The sequence below is a fragment of the Pseudopontixanthobacter vadosimaris genome (genome assembly GCF_012979275.1).
In the GTDB taxonomy this organism is placed as follows: Bacteria; Pseudomonadota; Alphaproteobacteria; order Sphingomonadales; family Sphingomonadaceae; genus Pseudopontixanthobacter; species Pseudopontixanthobacter vadosimaris.
Map to the genome: position 1 here is coordinate 26,623 of NZ_JABASZ010000005.1, position 21,786 is coordinate 48,408.

Below are 21,786 nucleotides of genomic sequence, written 5' to 3' on the forward strand. Positions count from 1 at the left end.
GGGAGGCGTCACTGGAAAGACACGCTGCAGAGCCGGCAGGTCTCAAGGGGATGAACATGGAAGAAACCGGGGACGCTGCCGAAGCCGGTGCCGAATCGGCGAAACAGCCGCGGACCGAACGTGGCCGTCGCACGAAGCGCAAGCTGCTGGACGCGGCGGCGCAGGAATTCGCCGAAAAAGGATTTCACGAAGCCTCGATCAGTTCGATCACCCGTCTTGCGGGAACCGCGCTGGGCACATTCTACACCTATTTCGATACCAAGGACGCGATCTTCCGGGCGCTGGTGCGCGACATGTCGCGGCAGGTGGGGCGCAAGGCGCTGGCAACGATCGGAGGGGAGACAGGTGCGCTTGCAATCGAGCGGCTGGCCCTTGAAAGTTTTCTGGAATTCGCGCGGGAGCACAAGGAGATATACCGCATCATCGACGAGGCCGAATTCGTCGATCCGGCGAGCTACCGGCATCATTACGAAACCATTGCCAGCCGGATCGAGGGGCGCCTGCGTGCAGGCGCGAATTCCGGGGAACTGCGGGATGACGTCGGCGAAATGCACGCCTGGGCCATCATGGGTATGAATGTGTTCCTGGGCCTGCGCTATTTCGTCTGGGGCAGCGACGGCGATCCGGAAGACCTCGCCGCCCGCGCCAACCGCTTCATCGCCGCAGGCATCGCGGCGGAGAAAATGAGAGGGTCCTGAGAAGGCCTGCTCCGGCCATGCTCATGTCAAGGGTGATGGAGCAGTGCTGTAGGTTCATATCCAGCTTCCTTCCAGGGCGCGGCGAACGGCGTCGCGCAGGACAGGAAGGACATCGGCCACGAACCAGGGGTTATGCCGCATCCAGATGGTGGAGCGCCAGGAAGGGTGCGGCAGCGGGAAATATCCGGGCAGGAAATCGCCATAGTCCCTGACCCTGTCCAGCATCCTTCCCCGGCCAAGAACATGGTTCTGCGCATGGGAGCCGACCAGCAGGGTAAGGCGCGCCTGCGGCATCTGCGCCAGCAGGCCGTCGCGCCACAATTCCGCGCATTCCGGGCGCGGCGGAGCATCGCCGCCGCTCGCCTTGCCCGGGTAACAGAAGCCCATGGGCAGAATGGCCACTTTCGCCGCGTCGTAAAATTCCTTGTCGGTCACTCCCATCCACTCGCGCAGCCGGTCGCCCGATGCATCCGAGAACGGAACGCCCGAGGCATGCACCTTGCTGCCCGGTGCCTGACTGGCAACGATCAGGCGCGCCGTGGGCGAGACCTGCACCACCGGCCGGGGGTCGACCGGCAACAGGCCCGCGCAGGCGCGGCAGGCGCGCACGGATGCAAGAAGTTCCTCGAATTCATTCATCTGCACCAGCGGTGGATCACGGTCCGTATCTCTGAAAGGAAGCCCCGAAAAACCCTGGCCTCCTTTTGCATTATGCACCCGCACTGGCCCCGCATTCATCTGTGCGCGCCTGCCTTTCGCCGCGATAAATCCGGTCGATGACATGGAAGACCTGCAGATGCCGTTCCCACTCGGGATCGAAGCGCGCTCCCTTGACGAGGCTTTCGGCGAAATGCGCTGCCTCGCGCCTGCCCCAATCGTCGGGCGGATCGCACAGAATTTCACGCGATGTGCCGGCTTGGGCCTGCGCTTTAAAATCGTAGAAGCTGCCATCCACATTGCGGAATGCCGTGCCGCCGTCCGTTCCGTGAAACGCGCCGCCGATCGATGCATCCTGCCCGGCGTGCAGATGCCAGGAACAGGTGATGGTGATCGTCCGCCCTCCGGCCACGTCGATCCGTGCGAGGGCGTAATCCTCCACCGCCGTGCCGCTGTTCGCCAGCGGCTGCCCTTTGGAGAACAGACGCCCTGACACGGTTTCGATCTCCGGCCAGTCAAGCCCCCAGAGCGCAAGATCGATCAGATGTACGCCGAGGTCGATGAGACAGCCGCCGCCGGACAGTTCCGCGTCGTAGAACCAAGGCTTGTCCGGACCATAGGCATTATGGAAATGAAGATCGGCTGCGAAGATATGACCTAAAGTTCCGCTGCGGATACGCTGGACCATGGCCTGCGCGAAAGCGCTACGGCGATAGGACAAATCGACAGCCAGCAGCCGGTCGGCCTGACGTGCAGCTTCGATCGCCCCCTTCGCTTCGGCAAGATTCCTGCCGAGCGGTTTCTGGCAGAACACCGCCATGCCCCGCTCTAGCGCCGCGACAGCCTGTTCGGCATGCAGGGCGCTGGGCGTGGCGATGGCCACGGCGTCGAGATCGCTTTCCAGCATCGCTTCGAAGGAAGGCAGCACCTTCGCCTCGGGAGCGATCCGGCGCGCTTCGGCCACGCATTCTTCGGATGGGTCGACCAGAGCCGCCGCCTCGACCAGGCCGGTATCCAGCATCGCCTGCATGCGGTGACGCCCGATCCATCCGGTGCCGAGAAACCCGATTCGCGGCCGCATGGTCAGTAGGTCACCAGCGCCTTGACGAAGCCTTCCGGCTTGTCGCGCGTGGCGTCCAGTGCTTCGCCCAGTTCACCAAGGCTGTAGGTATGCGTGTAAAGCCGCGCAGGATCGAAACGGCCCTGCGCCACGGCATCCACGGCTTCGCGCACGCCCTGCAACTGGACGGCCTCATCCCGCTCATGCGCATTGATGACGTCGATGCCTTTCCAGTTCCACATCTGCATATTCACCTGCCGCGGCCCGTCCTGGTGATAGCCGGCGATTACCAGCCTGCCGCCGAAGCCGACAAGTTCCCCCGCCAGGTCCAGCGGCCACTGCTTGCCCACACATTCCACCACGCGTTCGCACAGATCGTCCCCGGTCAGCGCCCTCACCTGTTCGATGATCGCGTAGTGGTCGTCCATGACGATGGTTTCCGCCGCGCCATAGTAGCGGGCGAGGTCGAGCGATTCCCGACGCCGTGAAATGGCGATGACCCGCGCCCCCGCCTTGCTGGCGAGATGGGTGACGACCGCCCCCAGGAAGCCAATGCCGATGATGGCTACATTCTGTCCTGCCCTGATGTCGCTGCGGCGAAAGATGTTGAAGGCGCAGCCCAGCGGTTCGCCCGGAAACGGCTGCCCGTCCAGTTCAGACGGCAATTTCACCAGCCTGCCCGCTTCGGCAATGTCCCTTTCGGCATAGGAACGACCGGAAAGCGCCGCAACCCGGTCACCCTTGGCTATGCCGGTGACGCCGGGGCCAACTTCCTCGACCACGCCCCAGCCCTCGTGCCCCAGATCGCCGGGCGGGGTGGGATATTCCATCCATTCGGGGCCGTCCCAGGGGGGCACGTTGGAGGCGCAGACGCCGCATCCCTCCAGCCTGAGGCGCACCTCGCCCGCGCCGGGGCTGGGCACGGCAACATCGCGGATGGCGAATTGCCGCGGGCCGGTGAGCACGGCCGCTTTCATCGTCTCGGGCATCATCTCGGGCATCGGCTTGGGCATCGTCTCGGACACAGGGTCAGCTCTCTTCAATAAAATCTTCGAGCGCCGCCCAGGCCGCATCGTCGGTCATCTGTTCCGGCGGATGCTTGCAGAAATAGGCGGCGGCGGGGAGGATCGGGCCGCCCAGGCCCCGGTCGCCGGCCAGCTTGGCGCAGCGGATCATGTCGATCGCCACCCCCGCCGAATTGGGGCTGTCCTCCACCGACAGGCGCATTTCCAGGTTCATGGGAACGCCGCCGAACAGCTGCCCCTCCATGCGCAGGAAGCAGACCTTGTTGTCATTCTGCCAGGCGACGTAATCCGATGGCCCGACATGGATGTTCTCATCCGCCATGCGCGTTGCGGCGACCGACTGGACGGCCTCGGTCTTGGAGATCTTCTTCGAGGCGAGCCGCTTGCGTTCCAGCATGTTGAGGAAGTCGGTATTGCCGCCGGTGTTCAGCTGATAGGTGCGGTCCAGCTTCACCCCGCGCTTGCGGAACAGGTCGGTCAGCACCCGGTGGACGATGGTCGCGCCCAGTTGCGCCTTGATATCGTCGCCGATGATCGGCACGCCCGCCTTGCGGAAACGGTCCGCCCATGCCGGATCGCTGGCGATGAAGACCGGGATGTTGTTGACGAAGGCCACGCCGGCTTCCAGCGCGCATTCGGCATAGAATTCGCTGGCTTCCTGCGACCCGACGGGCAGATAGTTCATCAGCACATCGGCCTCGCTCTCGCGCAATGCGGCGACGACCGCGTCCTTGTCGGCCTGCGCCTGATCGGCCACGCTGAAGCTGCGGTCTTCGGGATAGGCGGCCATATGTTCGGCCACGCCGTCGAGAACGCGCCCCATGCGGACCTTTGCGCCCGTATTCTCCACCGTTTCGCAGAACACGGTGGTGCAGTTCGGCGCTTCGAAGATCGCCTCGGAAATATCGCGCCCGACCTTGCGGCGGTCCACGTCCCATGCGGCGACGAAGCGGATGTCGCCGGGAGCATAGCCGCCGATATCATGATGCATCAGGCCGGTCAGATCATTGGTGCCGGCACGGTAATGCGACACGCCCTGCACCAGCGAACTGGCGCAATTGCCGACTCCCACGAGCGCGACATTGATGGTCTTCGGGCTGGTGGTCAGCATCCAAGCGTCCTTCCTGTATTCGTCATGCGCGCGACTTCACCGCAGTGGAGGCAGGGGCATAGCGCTCCACCGCCCAGGCACAGAAATCGGCGAATTGCTGCGGGTCTTTCGCGCAGCTGGTGTGATGCGCCTCCACACCGAGGTGTTCGGGCGTGAAGCAGAAGGTGACCAGCACCTCGAAATCGGACAGCGCTTCCATCTGCCGGTCGAACCATTCGGTCGCGCCGGGGCGGAAGCTGTCGGCCCATGACAGGCCGGTCCGCAGCTTCTTCACGCCGAGATCCTTCATCCATTTCACCGCCTCGTCAAGGCGGGGATCGTGGAAGTGGAACCACTGCATCAGGCCCATGTCGCCGGCATGTTTCGCATAATGGTCGAGAGCGGGCTTGGGCGAACCATCCTCGCGGATCAGGCCCATGTAGAAATGGCGGAAATAGCTGGATCCCTCCGCCTCGCGGTGCCGGGTTTCGGCGCCCCAGCTCTGCGGCAGGTCGAACAGCGAATACCAGTAGATGTTGGGCACCAGCCCGACCAGCAGTTCAGCCGTCTTGTCAACGCCGAAAGCCTGCACCTCCTCCGCGCCGAAGCTGCCGACACCCACCTCGGTCGCCCAGATCGGCTTGTCCGGCACGACGGCCTTTATCTCAGCGATCTTGTCGGGCCAGGCGTGGATCGGCCACAGGTTCCAGTCGATGGGGAAGCCGTGCACCGCGACGACATCCACTTCGTCCAGCGCACCATGGCCGCGCATCCTTTCAACCCAATGCGGGTCGATGGGCGACATTCCGCCAAGAACGCGCGTCAGGTCAGGGTTCACATCCGCGATCGCCTTGCCGGTGCGGATCACCGTATCGGCATAGATCGACCAGTCGGGGTCGAGCTCCGGGTTCCAGTGCGACTTGTTGTTCGGTTCGTTCCAGATCATCGCCCCTTCGATCATGCGGATTTCCCTTTTGCCGGATAGACTGCCGCCGGCCCGAGATCGCCGTAGGGAACGGGCGCGGTGCGGCAGAGATAGACCTCGGATTCCGGCTGCGCCTCGATGGTGAAGCCCGCCGCACGGAGCATCGCCTGGCTACAGGCGGCATTCGGCGCCCACCAGTTCGTCCAGTCATGCGCATATTTGCGTTCGATGAAATGCATCTTCGGATAGGCCGGATCGTCGAACATCTCCGGCGGATCGAAGGTGCCGGGTTTGTGGAAGGGATAATCTTCGGGCACGTCCATGACAGCGTCGCTGCCCTGCTGCATCGTCTGGAACAGCATCAGATCGCCCGCGACATGCTCGCGGATCAAATCCAGCGCCAGCAAGGGGTGCCGCAGATGGTAAAGCACGCCCATGAAGATCACGAGGTCGAACTTCTCGCCCAGTGCAGCCACATCATAGACGGAATGGTTGCGATATTCGATATCGGCGAACCCCAGCGTTTTCGAGGCGAGCCGCGCCTGATCGAGATAGCGGTCGTCGCTGTCGATACCCAGCACCCGCCCGGCCCCGCGCTTCTTCATCTCGATAGAATAGAAGCCTGCATTGCAGCCGATGTCGAGCACCGAACCGCCCTTCAGGTCAGTCGGTAACGCATCGGCGAAGCGGCGGTACTTGAACGCGGGATAGTCGCCCAGGAAATGATCGGGAGCGGTACGGATTCCATGCCCCAGGTCGAGGTTCTGGAACCAGGGCGACAGTGCCTCCACTTCGGCCCGCAAGGCCTGTTCGGCGTCCCCGCTCAGCGCCTGGCCGATATTCGTCTTCATGCAAACCTCTCGTTCAATCCCGTCAGCCTTGCGCCCCATTCACCGGCCTCCACGCGCGTCACCGATGCCGGGTCCACGTCGAAACGCAACAAATTATCGAGCGTCAGCCCGAGAATGGCGGCTACAAGAGCACGGACGATGTCGCAATGGGTGACCATCACCAATGTTTTTCCACGGAAATCTTCGGCCACCGCCCGGAAATGTGCATAGGCCCTGTCCTGCGCCGCCTTCATGCTCTCGCCCGATGGCGCGCTGGCCTGCGACCGGTGCGTGTTCCAGAATTCCCATTCGGGATCGCCGTCCAGGGCCTTGAATTCGCGGCCTGTCCAGTCGCCGAAATCCAATTCCTGCAGCGCGTCCACGGTCTCGACGTGCAGGCCGCAGGCATTCGCGATGGCTGCCGCCGTCTGCTGCGCGCGAAGGACGGGGCTGGACTGAACCGCATCGGGCGCTTCGGCGGCGATGCCGCGGGCCAGCGCCTGCGCCTGCGCCTGTCCATCAGCGGTCAGGGGAAGGTCCGGCAGACGTCCTGAAAGCCTGCTGCCGATATCCCCATGCGACGCATGTCTGACCATGAGGATCGTTGCACTGTCGATGATGAATTTTCCCCCGCTTTCCGCCGCTTCGATGGAGCTGGCGAAACCCTGCAGCTACAAAGCTCGGGCGCCAGTATCGTTCCATCTTCCGTCGCCCACGCGAGAAAGGGCCCGCGCGAGAGAGGGTATGGAACTTAGATGATGTTCATGCATTGAAATGTCCACTCACTTGCGGCTACGATCCGGCACGGGCGATGCGTAGCCTTACCAATTGTTTATAATGTCCAGAACCGCCAGGCAAAATCTTGCGCCGGGGCGGATGGGAAAAAAGGGGGGTCTGGATGACCGAACACGTGCTTGTCACTGGTGGCGCAGGATTTATCGGCAGATCGGTCTGCCGCGAATTGCTAGAACGCGGCAACAGGGTGCGTGTGCTCGACAGCCTGATCGACCAGGTTCACGGCGGCGCGGGGCGGCCGCAGGATCTTCCCGCAGATGTCGAATTGATCGAAGCCGATGTCCGCGATGGCGATGCCGTTTCCGCTGCACTGGGCGGGATCGACAGCGTCATCCACCTGGCGGCAGAGGTCGGCGTGGGGCAATCGATGTATGAGGTGGAACGCTACACCTCCACCAATGATGTCGGCACCGCAGTCCTGTTCGAGAAGCTGATCGCGCAGCCGGTGCGGCGCGTGGTCACGGCATCTTCCATGAGCATCTATGGCGAAGGGCTATATCAGACCGCCGATGGCGAAATCGTGCAGGACGCGCAGCGCAGCGCCCTGCGTGACGGGCTGGCGAACTGGGAACCGAAGGATGCCGAAGGGCGGCCGCTGACGCCGTTGCCCACGCCCGAATGGAAGCAGCCCAGCCTCTCCTCCATCTACGCGCTCAACAAATATGTGCAGGAACGCACGACACATATCATGGCTGCGCCTTACGGCATGGAAGGGGTCTGCCTGCGGCTGTTCAACGTCTATGGGCCGGGTCAGGCGCTGTCCAATCCCTATACCGGCGTGCTGGCGATCTTCGCCTCGCGCCTGCTGAACGGACAGCCGCCGATGATCTTCGAGGACGGGGGGCAGCGGCGCGATTTCGTGCAGGTGCGCGACGTGGCCCGCGCCTTTGCCGAGGCCCTGGTCCATCCCGATGCCGCCGGCGGCACGTTCAATGTCGGTTCCGGCCAGCACCGTTCTGTAAACGATGTAGCCACCGAACTCGCCCGCGCCATGGGGCGGGAGGATATCGCGCCCGAGATCGTCGGCAAGGCGCGCACCGGCGACATCCGTCATTGCTATTGCGACCCGCGCCTCGCGCGCGACAGGCTCGGCTTCGAAGCGCAGGAGGATTTCCAGGAAGGGCTGGCCGATCTCGCCGAATGGGTATCGCGGCAGGAGGCCGACGACCGGGTGGGCAAGGCCCGCAGCGAGCTGGAAGCGCACGGATTGGTGGCATGAGGGCGGTTTCGGACAAGCCGGTGCTGGTAACCGGCGGCGCCGGCTTCATCGGATCGAACCTTGCCGACCGGCTGGCGGCGCAGGGGCGCAAGGTCCGCATTTTCGATGCATTGTCGCGCGATGGCGTGGAACGGAACCTGGAATGGCTCACGAACCGACACGGCGATCTCATCGAAGTCGAGATAGCCGATCTTCGCGACGAACAGCGCCTTCGCTCCGCCGTGCGCGGCAGTGAAGGCATTTTCCATTTCGCCGCGCAGGTCGCAGTGACGACCAGCATGACGGACCCGGTGCTTGATTTCGAAGTGAACATCGCCAGCACCTTCCGCCTGCTCGAAGCGGTGCGCGAACTCACCCCGCAGGCGCCGGTGATCTTCGCGTCCACCAACAAGGTCTATGGCGATCTGGAGGACATCGCCTTCCAGACGACCGAACGCGGTTGCCATCCGGCAGACGCCGACCTCGCGCGCGACGGCGTGTCGGAAAGCCGGCCGCTCGATTTCCATACGCCCTACGGATGCTCCAAGGGCGCGGCCGACCAATATGTCCTCGATTACGCGCGTAGCTACGGCCTGCGAGCCGCCGTCCTGCGGATGAGCTGCATCTATGGCCAGCGCCAGCTCGGCACCGAAGACCAGGGATGGGTAGCGCATTTCCTGATCCGCGCCCTCAAGGGCGAAACGATCACCCTGTTCGGCGATGGCGAACAGGTCCGCGATATCTGCGACGTGGCGGATACCTGCGATGCCTATTTGGCAGCCTATGACAGGATCGATGCCATTTCGGGGCGGGCCTTCAACTGGGGCGGCGGGCCGGACAATGCCATCAGCCTGCTTTCATTGCTGAAGGAGATCGGCACGATCACCGGCGAGATGCCGAAGATCGCCTTCGCCGAATCGCGTCCCGGCGACCAGCGCTGGTTCGTGGCCGATACATCCGCGGCCGACAGGGCGCTGGGGCTGAACCCGCGCAAGCCATGGAAACAGGGCGTCCGCGACCTTTCGCAATGGCTGATGGAGAACCGGACGCCGGCCGAGGAGGAACGCATCGTTGCTCCTCGGCAGGTGGCTGTTCTGTGACCGGACGCGACCTGCGTATCCTGATGACGGTCGATGCGATCGGGGGGGTGTGGCAATATGCCACCGATCTCGCCGCTGAGCTGGTGCGCTTCGGCAATGACATGCTGCTTGCGGTACTTGGGCCCACCCCATCCGCCGCACAGTTGCAAGGCGCGGAGGCAGCGGGAATCCGCATCGCCGAAACCGGCCTCGCTCTCGACTGGCTGGCCGAAGATGCCGCCCCCGTGCGCGAGGCGGCGGAGCGGATCGCTGCACTGGCCGCCCTCCACCGCGCGGACGTGATCCATTGCAACTCTCCGGCCCTCGCAGGTGCGGCGCATTTCGGCATTCCGACACTCACCGTGGCGCATGGCTGTGTGACGACCTGGTGGCAGGCCGCGCGGGACGAACCCCTGCCGCCGGCATATCACTGGCACCGCGATCTGGTTGGCAGGGGATTGCGGGCCGCCGAACGGGTTGCCGCACCTTCGCACAGCTATGCACGGCTTCTGCAACAGACCTACGGTCTCAGGAGCATCCCGAATGTCATTCACAACGGCCGGAAAGCGTCCGCTGCGGCGGGTGCGAATAATGACATGGCCCGCCACGCGCTGACGGTCGGCCGGTTGTGGGACGATGTAAAGGGCGCGCGGATATTGGATGACGCTGCCGCCCTGATCGACGTGCCCTTCCTGGCCGCGGGTGCGGTGCAGGGGCCGCAGGGTCAGCTGTTCGCAGCCTCGCATCTGCGCCTGCTTGGCCAGCTTGGGGATCACGATCTGGCAGAGCAGCTCGCCGCACGCCCGGTCTTCGTCTCGGCGGCGACATTCGAGCCTTTCGGGCTTTCAGTGCTGGAAGCGGCGCAGGCGGGCTGTGCGCTGATATTGTCCGATATCGCGATTTTCAGGGAATTATGGGAGGGCGCGGCCATCTTCGTCGATCCGTCCGATCCGGCACAATTTGCTGAAACCCTGTCGCTGCTGATGTCCGACGATGCGCGCCGCGCCGAATTGGGCCGGGCGGCAGGCGAGCGCGCGCGGCGGTTCACGGTGGAACGGATGGCGCGGGACACCGCTGCGCTTTATGCCAGCCTGTGCGGAGCGCGGCAGGCGGCATGAGGATCGTCTATTTCACGCATTCGCTGAAATCCTGCTGGAATCACGGCAACGCGCATTTCCTGCGCGGCGTGCTGGACGAATTGATCGCCCGTGGCCACGATGTCGCGGCGTTCGAGCCGGACCATGCATGGAGCCTCGAGAACCTGCTGAAGGATCACGGCGAAGCGGGCCTGGCCGCCTATGACGAAAAATACCCGCGCCTGACTTCGACCGCCTTCGCGCCGGAGGACGATCCCGCGGCCATGGTGGACGGTGCGGATCTCGTCATCGTGCATGAATGGAACGCGCCGGAACTGATCGCGCGCATCGGGAAATTGCGCGCCGGCGGTGCGTCCTTCATGCTGCTGTTCCACGATACCCACCACCGCGCCGTCAGCGCGCCGCACGAACTGGACGCTTTCGACCTGTCGGGCTTCGACGGCGTGCTCGCCTTCGGTGAAGCCTTGAGCGAAGTCTATCGCCAGCGCGGCTGGGCCGGTCGCGTCTGGACCTGGCATGAAGCCGCAGACCTTACGCGCTTCCACCCGCCCGTGCAGGAGATGGAGCGGGATGGCCTAGTATGGATCGGCAATTGGGGCGATGACGAACGGACGGAAGAACTGGAGCGTTTTCTCTTCGCCCCGGCGGAGGCATCCGGCCTGTCGCTCGATATATTCGGCGTTCGCTATCCCGAACAGGCGAAAGCCATGCTGCGGCATTATGGCGCCCGCTATCATGGCTGGGCGCCGAATGCGCGGGCACCTGACATCCTTGCCAGACACCTCGCAACCATCCATGTTCCCCGGCGGTTCTATTCCACCATCCTGCCCGGCATTCCGACCATCCGCGTTTTCGAGGCGCTGGCTTGCGGCATCCCCCTTGTTTCCGCGCCCTGGCAGGACAGCGAGCACCTTTTCCGCCCCGGCACCGATTTTCTCGTCGCGCAAGACGGCGCGGAGATGGAACGCCATCTGACCGCCCTCGCCGCCGATCCGGACCTGCGCGCATCGCTCGTCTCTCACGGGCTGGAAACGATCCGCACCCGGCACAGCTGCGCGCACCGGGTCGACGAATTGCTGCACATCGTGGGGCAGCTTTCCCCCGCAACCGAAACGGGACCAGACTTTTGAAGATCGCTTTCTACGGCTCCAGCCTGCTCTCCTCCTACTGGAACGGCGCCGCCACCTATTATCGCGGCATCTTGCGTGCTCTGGCGGAGCGCGGACACGACATCACCTTTTACGAACCCGATGCTTTCGACCGGCAGCAGCACCGCGATATCGATCCGCCGGAATGGGCAAAATCGGTCGTCTATCCGGCAACCGAAGAGGCGATGAACGCGGTGCTGCGCGAGGCGCGGCAGGCCGATCTGGTGGTCAAGGCGAATGGCGTCGGCGTGTTCGACCGCGAATTGCTGGAAGGCATCCTGCGCGAGGCGCGGCCCGGCGCGCTGACCGCCTATTGGGACGTGGATGCCGCCGCCACGCTGGACGAAATGCGCGGCGACGAAGATCACCCGGTTCGCCACGCGCTTCCGCATCTGGACCTGGTGTTCACCTATGGCGGCGGCCCGCCGGTGGTGAATGCCTATCGCGAATTCGGTGCGCGCCAATGCGTGCCGATCTACAATGCGCTGGACACCAGCACCCATCACCCTGTGCTGCCCGAACCTGCCTATGATTGCGACCTGGGATTTCTGGCCAACCGGCTGCCCGACCGGGAAGAGCGGGTGGAGGAATTCTTTCTGAAAGCCGCGTCGCTGCTGCCGGATCGCAAGTTCCTGATCGGCGGCAATGGTTGGCACGACAAGCAGATGCCGGAAAATGTGACGCCCATCGGCCATGTCGGTACGGCCTCGCACAATGCCTTCAACTGTACGCCGCTTGCCGTGCTCAACGTCGCGCGCGATTCCATGGCGGAGGTAGGATTTTCCCCCGCCACCCGCGTGTTCGAGGCCGCTGGTGCCGGTGCCTGCCTGATTACCGATTACTGGGAGGGGATCGAACAGTTCCTCGAACCGGACGAGGAAATCCTCGTCGCGCGCGACGGGCAGGACGTTGCCGACCACCTCGCCACATTGACAAGGGAGCGGGCGCAGGCCATCGGTGCCGCCGCGCTGAAGCGGGTCCGCAAGGATCACACCTATGAATTGCGCGCCGCCGAAGTGGATGCGGTGCTGGACCGCACATTGGCGCAGGTCCGGGCCGCCGCCGGGAGCAATGCGCGATGAAGCTGGTGGTTCTCGGTCTCAGCCTGTCGTCTTCCTGGGGCAACGGCCATGCCACCACCTTCCGGGCGCTGTTGTCGGCCTTTGCCGAACGGGGCCACGACATCCTGTTCCTGGAACGCGACCGGCCCTGGTATGCCGAGCACCGCGACTTGCCCGATCCCGATTTCTGCCGCCTCGCCTATTACGATGATATCGGCGATCTGGAGCGGTGGCGCGAGGAAATGGGCACGGCCGACGCGGTGATCGTCGGCTCCTATGTGCCCGATGGCGTCGAAATCGGAAAATGGGCGCAGCGGGCCGCACCCGGCCGCACCTGCTTCTATGACATCGACACGCCGGTCACGCTCGCCAAGCTGGAGCGCGGCGATTATGAATATCTCTCGCCCGAACTAATCCCGTTCTATGCGATCTATTTCTCTTTCACCGGCGGGCCGACGCTGACCCGGCTGGAGCGCCAATATGGATCGCCCAAAGCTCTGCCCCTTTACTGCTCGGTCGATACGGATGCCTACCGTCCGCTGGAAGTGGAGCCGCGCTGGGATCTGTCCTACCTCGGCACCTACAGCCCCGATCGTCAGCCCACGCTCGACAGGCTGCTGCTGCAGGTGGCGCGGCAATGCCCCGGCCGCCGCTTCGTCGTTGCCGGACCGCAATATCCCGATGACCTCGACTGGCCGGCGAATGTCGAAAGGATCGAGCATCTGCCGCCTGCCGAACATGCGGAATTCTATGCCAGGTCGCGGTTCACGCTGAATGTCACCCGGGCCGACATGATCGCGGCGGGCTGGTCGCCATCGGTCAGGCTGTTCGAAGCCGGAGCCTGCGGCACGCCGATCATTTCGGACATCTGGCAAGGTATCGCGGAAATCTTCGAACCCGGCACGGCGATCGTCCTGGCGGAGCGGACCGCAGACGTGGTCGCCGCTCTGTCCGCTTCATCGGAAGACATCGGTGCCGCTGCCCGTGCAATCGTCCTGGCGCAGCATAGCGCCCGCCGCCGGGCCGAACAGCTGGAAGCCGATCTCGCCGAACTGGGTGGTCGGCAGAAAGCGGTGCACGCGGGCGGGCTGACAGCCTGAACAGGATCTCGCGCCAAAGACATCCCTGATTCCGCACAAGTAATCGATCCGAAACGGAAGTATTTGCACTAACAGCCTGTCTTTCGGGCCCAAAATGCTGCAGTAATGCAGCCCGAATCGTCGGGCGACCGTGGTTTTGGAGGCGATAATCTTGGCCAGAATGGCAAGGCTCGACCGGCTACTGAGGCTGGTCAATGCGCTGAACGATACCGCCGAAGGGCTGACGCTGGATGAGATGGCGGAGGTGATCGCCCGGCGCTCGGGATCGGCACAGGCACCGATTTTGTGCAGGGAGCGATCATGGCAGGCCAGTGCCTCGAATTCGAATATCGCCGCGAAGGTGCGGATGCGACGAGCTGGCGCCGCGTGATCCCTGTCGGACTGATCCACGGCCCGGTTACTTACGTCATCGGCAAACTGTCCGGCAAGGAGATGGAGCCGGTGCCCTACCGTCTCGACCGGATGAGCGATATCCGGGCGAGCAACGAAGCGGGATGCGTCCCGGACGATTGGGATCTGGACAGATGGATGGCCGGCAGCTTCGGCATCTGGCGCGAGGATGCGCAGGATATCGTCCTGCGGGTCGACGCAGCCGCAGCACAGCGCGCGCGGCAGTGGCGGTTCCATCCGCAGCAGGTGGTGGAAGATGGCCAGAGGGGCCAGTTGATCGTTCGCTTCCGATCAGGTGGCCTGCGCGAAATCGCCGAACATCTGTTCACCTGGGGCGGTGACGTGCGGATCGAATCACCGGACGAATTGCGCGAGACGATGCGGCAGAGGCTGGCCGAAGCGCAAGGGGCACTGCAATGACCGGTTCTGTCACACCGCCCGGTCAGAGCGTGACCATGAAATCTCATCCTTCATTCCTGACCGACCGGTTCGATCACGCATTGGCCTATGCCAGCCGCATTCACCGTCTGCAGACTCGCAAGGGCTCGCGGATACCTTATATATCGCATCTGCTGGGCGCTTGCGCCGTTGCGCTGGAGCATGGGGCGGATGAGGATCAGGCGATCGCAGCATTGCTGCACGATGCGGTAAAAGATCAGGGCGGCGCCCAGAGACTCGCCGAAATAGAGCGACTTTACGGCGCCCACGTTGCGCGCATCGTCGATGATTGCACCGATTCAGGCAGGGAACCGAGGCCGCCATGGCGCGAGCGCAAGGAGGACTACCTCGCTGGCCTCGCGGCAAAACCAGTGGCCTCGCTGCAGGTAAGCCTCGCCGACAAGATCCAGAACGCCAGCGCCATCGTTGCGGATCTGCACATGCAGGGGCAGCGCGTCTGGGACCGCTTCACCGGCGGCCGCGACGGCAGCCTGTGGTACTATCGCGCGCTGGCGGATGAGTTCACCCGGCAGATACCGGGTACGGGCAGCAGGCGCCTGTCGCGTCTGGTCATTGAAATGGAGGATCTGTCGCGTTAGCGTGTCGCTCTTCGGCTATCCCCGTCCGCCGTTAAGGGAAGCATCGCCGTCGATCGAGGGAACCGATGGTTGCCAGAGCCATTGATTGTTAGAACCGCTAACCGAAGCTGGCTATCCTCCTTTTCATGTCACGCGATCTTTCCAAGACCCTTTCGTTCCTCATCCTCCACCTGCTGGTGGGTTTCGCCGTGGCCTATGCCATCACGGGATCGCTGGCCATGGCCGGCGGGATCGCCTTGATCGAGCCGAGCGTAAACGCGGTCGTGTTCTTCTTTCACGAGAAATTCTGGAACCGCAGATCGGAACGAAGCCCCCGTATTCTCAACCTCCTGCTTCATCGTCACTCCACCTGATCCACGACCTTACCGGCAGCACGGATTCTGCAGCGGCGGAACTTACTGCGTGCGGTAGACGGCCGGCCCGAGCGCCGGAGTTGCGGTATCGAGCACCATGCGGCGGGCGCGCAGCACCGCATCGAGGAACGGCATGTCCAGCTGCAGGAACCTGCGGGCGGTCATTCCGAGAAACCTTTCGCAATCGCGCAGGAAATGCGAAGCATCGGTATAGGAACGGTCGAGTGCCGCAGTACCTTGCTGCTACTGCCATGGAAACCCGCTTCCGGCAAAGGTGCCCAGTTTATATCCGGTCCGGTGATGGTCATGGGATTATCGGCCAGAACGAATCGGATGCCGGGCCAGATCGGCAGCATCCACGAGATCGCACCCATTACCTCCGGTCCTTCTGAATCGAAGGCGAAATAATCGCCGATCAGCCCTTCCAGCGAAGGATGCGGGCGCTCCCACCGCATCGCGGTGGAGGGGTGGGGTTGAAACCAGGCGGGATCGAATCCCGGCATATGCGACCCGCTCTCGATCATGACGCGGCCCTGGCGTGGTCCGATGCCGCGAGCCAGTTCATCGGGTTCGGACGGCACGACCAAGGCATTGCGAGGCCTGGGCTGGCGGAAATGCAAGCTCCAATGATCAGAAGGTGCAGATCATGCCGCAAATCCCATCTTACGGTTCTCGCCGCGCGCTTCGCTCTCCTCGTGCAGCCAAGTGAGAATACCGCCCGAACCGCCGACGCCGAGCAGTTTCGCGCTCCGTGCCACTATTGCAGATTCGCCAGGAGTGTGTCCGTGCACGGTTTCCGCCCCTCGGCAGGTCGCTGCCGAAGCAGCTGCGGAACCGGCGGGCGGCCCGGCCCGCGTCCAGAGCCCTGAAGGCGGCACACAAGGTAAAACGGCGCCGGCTCGCCCAATCGAGCTGCTCCGCCAGATTGTCGAAGACGGCAAAGGGTGCTTGCAAAACCGGATAATTGCACCTCGCCGGTTCGCTCCCGTCACCCGTCAAGGGGAGCGCATCGCCCTGGAGGGCCTGACAGACACGCAGGAGATCCTGCCCCTGTTCGCGCAATTGTGCCGGGTTCATCCGGAAGACAATACCGTGCAGCGTCGCCGCCAGATGTGCGGTTTCCCCGAACAGGGAATTGTCCATGGCTGCAAAGGGAAGGGCAGGCATATGGCGGCGGGGCGAGTGGCGTCTTGTCATTCCGGAACCATGACAGGCCCATGCGACAGAAATGATCGCCTCCAGCATCAGCCGCCATGATCCTGGCATTGGGGAGACGTGATGAAGTGGCGCGCTCGCCTGGGCCGCACCGTCATAACGAGGAGGCATGTATCTGGCCATGCCGTCCGGGTCCCCCAGCAACCCGGGGCATGAGCCATGAAGGTAGCTAAGTGGGAAAAGCATAATCTGTAGGACAGGTTGGGAGCAGGCGTCCCGTGCTCTCGGCAAATCGTAAGATGTCGTCTTCCGTCCCGCTTCCCCGCAGAAGCACAGGAGCGCGAAACGGCCACTAGCGCCTAGAACGGAAAAGCTGGCGCACCCGACAGGATTCGAACCTGTGACCTCTGCCTTCGGAGTGCAGAGTTTATGAACAAGCCGGGACAAGCTGAAACAGTGAAGGTTCTGAAATAGCTGTATTTCCTATCTCTGCTTGTTTCCGATAATCCCTGCATGTATTCCATACGCATTCCATACGAAACGGAATGAGGGAACTGGCAGTGGCATTGGACCTGAGCAAAGTCGGCAACCGGGAGCGGTTGAAAGTGCAACGCGAGCCGCACTGGCAAAGGCTACGCGCCGGGTGCTTTCTTGGCTTCAGGCCCTCCAGGCGCGGGGGCAAGGGCACATGGATTGCCCGCGTCTATGACGAGGACGCCAGCCGCTATCAGGTGAAGTCGCTTGGCGATTTCGGCACGCTCCCCGGAAACGAGATGTTCGCAGCGGCCAAGAAGGAAGCGGAGAAGTTGGCCGAGCTTGTGGAATCAGGCGGCGAAATCCGTGCCAAGATCGAGACCGTTGCCGATGCCTGCCGTGAATATGCCAAGGACCGCCCAGAGGCCGAGCAGCGCTTCAAGCGCTACGTCTATGAGGATTCAATCGCCAAGGTGAAGTTGGACAAGCTGCGCCGCCGTCATGTCAAAGAATGGCGTGAGCGGCTGGAGGCGCAACCGGCACTCGTGAGCCGACGCAAAAAGGGTGATCCAGTCGAGCGCGAGCGGGCACCGTCGACCGTCAATCGCGATATGGCCGTGCTGCGAGCAGCATTGAGTAAGGTTCTGTCACCTGGCGCACCGAATAGCGAAGCGGCATGGCAGGAAGCGTTGAAAGCCATCCCCAACGCTAATGGGCGCCGTACGCTCTATCTGGACCGCACACAGCGCAAAAAACTGATCGAAAGCACCGATGTAGGGGCAGCGCCGTTTGTCCGCGCCCTGTGCCTCTTGCCACTTCGTCCCGGCGCTATGGCGGCGCTAACGGCTGGCGACTTCGACAAGCGCACATCGGAACTGACAATCGGCAAGGATAAGAACGGGAAGCCACGCCGGATTCAATTGCCGCAAGAGGCAGCGCAATTGCTCGGCAAGCAGGCCAAGAACAAGCTGCCAGGCGCTCCGCTCTTCATGCGCGCTAACGGCAAGGCATGGGACAAGGATAGTTGGAAACGGCCCATTACAACCGCCGTAACCGCTGCCGAACTGCCAGCCGATGCAACGGCCTACACTCTGCGCCACAGCACCATTACGGATCTTGTAAGCGCCGGGTTGCCGCTACTTACCATTGCGCAGATTTCCGGCACGAGCGCCGAAATGATCGAGCGCCACTATGGGCACCTCGCCAGCGATGCAGCGGTGAAGGCGCTAGGTGAGTTGGCGCTGTGAGCGAGGATGCACCCTGCCGTGGGAATGGCCCTACCGTGGGAATGAAAGGGAAGGTCGAGGAAAGCGAAGACCTCAAGGCCATTCGCCGAGACAGAGAGATGCATCGCCTCGTTCAAGAATCTCGGCAGGATCACTATCCTGATGGCGACAGCTTTCGGCGCGACTTTGAAGCGGTGGCAAATGCCGCACTAGATTGGGACGCGGCTACACCTTCAGAGAGACTTCGCGCATTGAGGGTTCTCGTGAAGCGCTTCGGCAGGTTAGATGCATTCACTCTGACACTGTTAGCAGCCCCTAAGTCGATGCAGGACTGGACCCTTAGCATTCGTAGGCGGAAGCACTCCGAAAAGTTGGATGGCGGAAAACGGGACCGAGAGTTTGAGCGCGAATTTCTTGCTCAAAGGATTGGCAAAGAAGTTTATGAACGGATGGCTGCTGGCCAATCGAAGTCGGACGCGATTGAGGCGGTCAAAAAGGACTACCGAACCGGCGCGTCATACTCCCAGATCGGCAACTTCCCAGCCTTCAATCGACCAAAGCTGGACCTCCCCGACCTTGATGGGATTGAGAAGCTTCTCGCCATCTTTCGCCGCAATGCCCGCAAGCGCGGCTATGTCGATCCTTATGCACCACATAGCTTGGTCGATCCGCGAGAGCCTGATTTGAGGCTCAGCGACATACCGAAACGAGGTCGTCCACGAAAAAGGTAGAACCTTCGCGATTTTCGTCGATGCTCCAGCGAGTCTGGCCAACTTGCTTGCCGCCTCGGTAGACACCATGTTGTGCTCGCGTAGACTGGGAGTTTCAGATCCATGGGGCAGGCAAAAGCTAAGAAAGAGGCATGGAAAGAAAAAGAAAAATTAAGCAAGCCGCTTTCTCAGTCTCGATTCAACCTCCTAGCTATCGGAACTCGCAGGTCACCTGCGCCTTTTTTGTATGAGGAAGTAGCATATTGGGCAGACTTGGAGGAGCGCGTTATCGGCGTAATCGCGCGCGATGTTCAGGACGATGACTACTATTGGTCACTTCTTGCGCGGGACCGGAATGGGCGCTTCCGGTCAGCCGATTTCGACGCAAGCCTAAGGTCCGCGCGATATGCAACCGTAGCTCTGCGTGAGCGCATCTCAAAAGCTGTAACTGAAGACGACCTTGCGGAGCTTGGCACACAGGGCGACGAAACCAACCAAGCCACAGACCTCCTCGCTATACCTCAGAGGACTAAACCCGAAGACCTCCACCCCAATTTTAGATTGCTCGTGGAAACACCCGGGCGCGCACCGGCTCGGGCGGTCTTCAAAGAACTCGGTCCTTGGTTGGCTCCAAGCGACCCGCACTTCGTGAAAGAATTTCAGACAAAGCAGTTCGATCAGCGGCTCTGGGAGCTCTACCTCTGGGCCGTATTTCGGGAGCTTGGCTATGACGTCACTCAGCCTGAAGCACCGGATTTCCATATTGCATCCCCGCGCGGCGAGTTCACGGTTGAAGCTACGACTTGCGCACCCTCAACTGGCGGAGTCCTTGTAGATCATCCTGATCCAAAAACTACGGATGAAATCAAAGCCTTTCTCAAGGATTACATGCCGATGAAATTCGGAGGTGCTCTAACCGCCAAACTAAACAGAAAGAGTGCAAATGGTGAAAGCTACTGGGAGCGTGGGCCTGGAGCCGGAAAGCCATTCGTTCTTGCAATTGCTGACTTCCATAAGCCGGGCGGAGACGGCGACATAGGTTCGATGACCTATACTCAGGAGGCGCTCTGGCTTTACCTCTACGGGCACCGCGTCGAATGGGAATTCATAGACGGCAGCCTTTCAATCCGGTCGGTCAAAGCGAGTGACCATGTCTACAAGACAAAAACCATCGAGACTGGCTTCTTCGATTTGGAAGGCACAGAAAACATTTCGGCGGTTGTTTTCTCGAATGCTGGCACCTTATCTAAGTTCGACCGTATGGGCGTAGATGCCGGTTTTGCACCCGACGACCATCGCTATATGCGAATTGGCTTTCGCCTTAATCCCGACCCGAATGCAGTCATTGGGACTCCGTTTAGCGAAGAGGTCGAAGCTGAAAATGGAGAGCGTTGGTCAGACGAGTTGCAGATTTTTCATAATCCACGGGCAAAATTTCCGCTTCCTCTTGAAGCCTTCGCAGGCGCGACCCAACACCAGTTCGTTGACGGTCAGCTCGTTTCTTATTCGACTGGCACACCAGTTTTAAGCTCTCAAACAATCATTATGCATTTGTTGAGTGGTGAGGAATTTGAGGCTGCTTCAGCAAGCGGCGCCTCTTGATGTCGATGCTCTGACGCCTGCGTAGATGCCGGAAAAATAGGCCGCCGCTTCTAGCGATCCTTTCCATTTTTCGGGAGCTGAGTTCGCGTCATCCCCAGCCATGCCCTGAAGCACGGCGGCATTTCGTTCCGCTCCTGCATGGGCATGGAAAGCACCATGACCAGACTTCTGACGGTGGCGGAATTCAAGGACCGCTACAAAATTAGCCACTCCGCATTCTACCGCGAGGTGGCCGCCAATCGCATACCTATCAAAAAAATCGGCCGCGCAACTCGCATCGCACTTGCTGACGCGGAAGCGTGGGCTTCGAGCCTGCCAACACAAGGCGGGAAGGCTTCCGATGGATGACCGCAAGAAAGATGCCCCCAGCGCCGCTGCATCGGCTCTGGGGGCGAATGTCGAAGGCCACGAAGCCAATTGGACAGGCAGACCCTTACCATTCGCCCAAAAGGCCTCGCAAGGGTCTTCTCGTCAAGGCACAGGGACCAGATGGCTAGCCGTTCACAGTGACAGGCCAGACAGCCCGGACGCTTCTCGCTCTGGTCAATGCTGGCGCGACAGGCGTGACTGCACTTGAAGTCGCTTCCTGGGCCTTTCGGCTTTCTCACTCCGTCATGGTCCTTCGCCACAAGCATCGGCTGGCTATCCCGATGAAATGGGAGGCCCACGAACGCAGCAAGCATGGCCGCTACGTCTTGCGGTCGACTGTGACCATCATAGAAGTCACTTCGGTCTGACAAGGGGCATGAAGACAGGGCGGCTGGCAACGGTCGCCCTGTTTCCATTCGCCGGATCGATCCCGCACACGGGAGTGTCTTGCCGTGCGCAAGCGAAGCAGAAACAAGCCCAACCAGAAAGGCCGCAACCCTACCTCGCGTTTCGCTAGGCTGGATCATCGCCTTTTGAACTCACCCGCCTACCGTGCGCTCAGCACCGCAGCTCGCGCCTTGCTAGGTTTCGTGGACAAAGGGTATCCAGAGTTTGATTGAAGCGAGGGCGACGAAGCCAAGGTAGGATTCTTTGGTTTTGTCGTAGCGAGTGGCGACCCGGCGCCAGTTCTTCAGCTTGTTGAACAG

The 21,786-nt window shown here is 62.1% G+C and carries 25 protein-coding genes and 1 pseudogene; 16 read left to right on the forward strand and 10 right to left on the reverse strand.

The window, feature by feature from the left end; all coding sequences use genetic code 11:
• Positions 1 to 56 precede the first annotated feature (56 nt).
• Entirely contained in the window at positions 57 to 698 is a 642-nt protein-coding gene (locus tag HG250_RS01005) for a TetR/AcrR family transcriptional regulator (RefSeq protein ID WP_170001957.1), read from the forward strand.
• Between the two features lie 54 nt (positions 699 to 752).
• Here HG250_RS01005 and HG250_RS01010 read toward each other — a convergent pair whose 3' ends face one another.
• The 7 genes from HG250_RS01010 to HG250_RS01040 form a co-directional block, all read right to left on the reverse strand.
• Complete coding sequence (locus HG250_RS01010; protein WP_170001959.1) at positions 753 to 1,337, reverse strand: uracil-DNA glycosylase family protein; 585 nt, start codon at positions 1,335 to 1,337, stop codon at positions 753 to 755.
• A 70-nt stretch (positions 1,338 to 1,407) separates the two neighbouring features.
• The gene (locus HG250_RS01015) at positions 1,408 to 2,436 is read right to left on the reverse strand and encodes a Gfo/Idh/MocA family protein (RefSeq protein ID WP_170001961.1); all 1,029 of its coding nucleotides are present in this window, start codon (positions 2,434 to 2,436) and stop codon (positions 1,408 to 1,410) included.
• A gap of 2 nt (positions 2,437 to 2,438) precedes the next feature.
• Positions 2,439 to 3,428 (reverse strand): MDR/zinc-dependent alcohol dehydrogenase-like family protein, encoded by a 990-nt coding sequence (locus HG250_RS01020; RefSeq protein WP_205763480.1) that lies wholly within the window; start codon positions 3,426 to 3,428, stop codon positions 2,439 to 2,441.
• Positions 3,429 to 3,444: 16 nt separating this feature from the next.
• A complete protein-coding gene (locus HG250_RS01025; RefSeq protein ID WP_170001963.1) occupies positions 3,445 to 4,551 on the reverse strand; it encodes an inositol-3-phosphate synthase in 1,107 nt (368 codons plus the stop codon).
• Between the two features lie 22 nt (positions 4,552 to 4,573).
• Complete coding sequence (locus HG250_RS01030; protein WP_170001965.1) at positions 4,574 to 5,491, reverse strand: beta-xylosidase; 918 nt, start codon at positions 5,489 to 5,491, stop codon at positions 4,574 to 4,576.
• Positions 5,488 to 6,306, reverse strand: coding sequence for a TIGR04290 family methyltransferase (locus tag HG250_RS01035; protein ID WP_240956834.1), 819 nt, complete (start codon positions 6,304 to 6,306; stop codon positions 5,488 to 5,490). The genes HG250_RS01030 and HG250_RS01035 overlap by 4 nt, the downstream gene beginning before the upstream one ends.
• Positions 6,303 to 6,881: a histidine phosphatase family protein gene (locus HG250_RS01040; protein ID WP_170001969.1), complete on the reverse strand. Its 579-nt coding sequence runs from the start codon at positions 6,879 to 6,881 to the stop codon at positions 6,303 to 6,305. The genes HG250_RS01035 and HG250_RS01040 overlap by 4 nt, the downstream gene beginning before the upstream one ends.
• Positions 6,882 to 7,183: 302 nt before the next feature.
• Between HG250_RS01040 and HG250_RS01045 the strand changes: the two genes are divergently transcribed.
• The 10 genes from HG250_RS01045 (at position 7,184) to HG250_RS01090 (ending at position 15,543) form a co-directional block, all read left to right on the forward strand.
• Positions 7,184 to 8,299: an NAD-dependent epimerase/dehydratase family protein gene (locus tag HG250_RS01045; RefSeq protein WP_170001971.1), complete on the forward strand. Its 1,116-nt coding sequence runs from the start codon at positions 7,184 to 7,186 to the stop codon at positions 8,297 to 8,299.
• Positions 8,296 to 9,378 carry an NAD-dependent epimerase/dehydratase family protein gene (locus HG250_RS01050; RefSeq protein WP_170001973.1) on the forward strand — a complete coding sequence of 361 codons (1,083 nt, stop codon included), beginning with the start codon at positions 8,296 to 8,298 and terminating at the stop codon, positions 9,376 to 9,378. Before HG250_RS01045 ends, HG250_RS01050 begins: the two co-directional genes overlap by 4 nt.
• Entirely contained in the window at positions 9,375 to 10,475 is a 1,101-nt protein-coding gene (locus tag HG250_RS01055; RefSeq protein WP_338103814.1) for a glycosyltransferase family 4 protein, read from the forward strand. The genes HG250_RS01050 and HG250_RS01055 overlap by 4 nt, the downstream gene beginning before the upstream one ends.
• The gene (locus tag HG250_RS01060) at positions 10,472 to 11,584 is read left to right on the forward strand and encodes a CgeB family protein (RefSeq protein ID WP_170001977.1); all 1,113 of its coding nucleotides are present in this window, start codon (positions 10,472 to 10,474) and stop codon (positions 11,582 to 11,584) included. The genes HG250_RS01055 and HG250_RS01060 overlap by 4 nt, the downstream gene beginning before the upstream one ends.
• Complete coding sequence (locus HG250_RS01065; RefSeq protein ID WP_170001978.1) at positions 11,581 to 12,684, forward strand: CgeB family protein; 1,104 nt, start codon at positions 11,581 to 11,583, stop codon at positions 12,682 to 12,684. Before HG250_RS01060 ends, HG250_RS01065 begins: the two co-directional genes overlap by 4 nt.
• Positions 12,681 to 13,763 (forward strand): CgeB family protein, encoded by a 1,083-nt coding sequence (locus tag HG250_RS01070; RefSeq protein WP_170001980.1) that lies wholly within the window; start codon positions 12,681 to 12,683, stop codon positions 13,761 to 13,763. Before HG250_RS01065 ends, HG250_RS01070 begins: the two co-directional genes overlap by 4 nt.
• Before the next feature lie 151 nt (positions 13,764 to 13,914).
• On the forward strand, positions 13,915 to 14,133 hold the full coding sequence (locus HG250_RS01075) for a hypothetical protein (RefSeq protein WP_170001982.1): 219 nt from the start codon (positions 13,915 to 13,917) through the stop codon (positions 14,131 to 14,133).
• Positions 14,064 to 14,573 carry a WYL domain-containing protein gene (locus HG250_RS01080; protein WP_170001984.1) on the forward strand — a complete coding sequence of 170 codons (510 nt, stop codon included), beginning with the start codon at positions 14,064 to 14,066 and terminating at the stop codon, positions 14,571 to 14,573. Before HG250_RS01075 ends, HG250_RS01080 begins: the two co-directional genes overlap by 70 nt.
• Positions 14,570 to 15,190 (forward strand): HD domain-containing protein, encoded by a 621-nt coding sequence (locus HG250_RS01085; protein WP_240956835.1) that lies wholly within the window; start codon positions 14,570 to 14,572, stop codon positions 15,188 to 15,190. The genes HG250_RS01080 and HG250_RS01085 overlap by 4 nt, the downstream gene beginning before the upstream one ends.
• 125 nt (positions 15,191 to 15,315) lie before the next feature.
• Positions 15,316 to 15,543: a DUF2061 domain-containing protein gene (locus tag HG250_RS01090; protein WP_170001986.1), complete on the forward strand. Its 228-nt coding sequence runs from the start codon at positions 15,316 to 15,318 to the stop codon at positions 15,541 to 15,543.
• 42 nt (positions 15,544 to 15,585) lie between these two features.
• On the opposite strand, the gene HG250_RS13020 is transcribed toward HG250_RS01090, so the two are convergent.
• On the reverse strand, positions 15,586 to 15,708 hold the full coding sequence (locus tag HG250_RS13020) for a hypothetical protein (protein ID WP_277348053.1): 123 nt from the start codon (positions 15,706 to 15,708) through the stop codon (positions 15,586 to 15,588).
• Positions 15,705 to 16,124 carry a hypothetical protein gene (locus HG250_RS01095; RefSeq protein ID WP_170001988.1) on the reverse strand — a complete coding sequence of 140 codons (420 nt, stop codon included), beginning with the start codon at positions 16,122 to 16,124 and terminating at the stop codon, positions 15,705 to 15,707. Before HG250_RS01095 ends, HG250_RS13020 begins: the two co-directional genes overlap by 4 nt.
• A gap of 1,119 nt (positions 16,125 to 17,243) precedes the next feature.
• Here HG250_RS01095 and HG250_RS01100 point away from each other — a divergent pair.
• The 5 genes from HG250_RS01100 (at position 17,244) to HG250_RS13100 (ending at position 21,447) form a co-directional block, all read left to right on the forward strand.
• Positions 17,244 to 18,419 (forward strand): tyrosine-type recombinase/integrase, encoded by a 1,176-nt coding sequence (locus tag HG250_RS01100; RefSeq protein ID WP_170001990.1) that lies wholly within the window; start codon positions 17,244 to 17,246, stop codon positions 18,417 to 18,419.
• A 41-nt stretch (positions 18,420 to 18,460) separates the two neighbouring features.
• Positions 18,461 to 19,129, forward strand: a complete 669-nt coding sequence (locus HG250_RS01105; protein WP_170001992.1) for a hypothetical protein — start codon at positions 18,461 to 18,463, stop codon at positions 19,127 to 19,129.
• 102 nt (positions 19,130 to 19,231) lie between these two features.
• The gene (locus tag HG250_RS01110) at positions 19,232 to 20,710 is read left to right on the forward strand and encodes a hypothetical protein (protein WP_170001994.1); all 1,479 of its coding nucleotides are present in this window, start codon (positions 19,232 to 19,234) and stop codon (positions 20,708 to 20,710) included.
• Positions 20,711 to 20,866: 156 nt separating this feature from the next.
• On the forward strand, positions 20,867 to 21,058 hold the full coding sequence (locus HG250_RS01115) for a helix-turn-helix transcriptional regulator (protein WP_170001996.1): 192 nt from the start codon (positions 20,867 to 20,869) through the stop codon (positions 21,056 to 21,058).
• Positions 21,059 to 21,216: 158 nt separating this feature from the next.
• Positions 21,217 to 21,447, forward strand: a complete 231-nt coding sequence (locus HG250_RS13100) for a winged helix domain-containing protein (protein WP_420821300.1) — start codon at positions 21,217 to 21,219, stop codon at positions 21,445 to 21,447.
• Positions 21,448 to 21,660: 213 nt separating this feature from the next.
• On the opposite strand, the pseudogene HG250_RS01120 reads toward HG250_RS13100, so the two are convergent.
• Positions 21,661 to 21,786 (reverse strand): annotated as a pseudogene (locus HG250_RS01120) (IS5 family transposase); the annotation flags it as partial.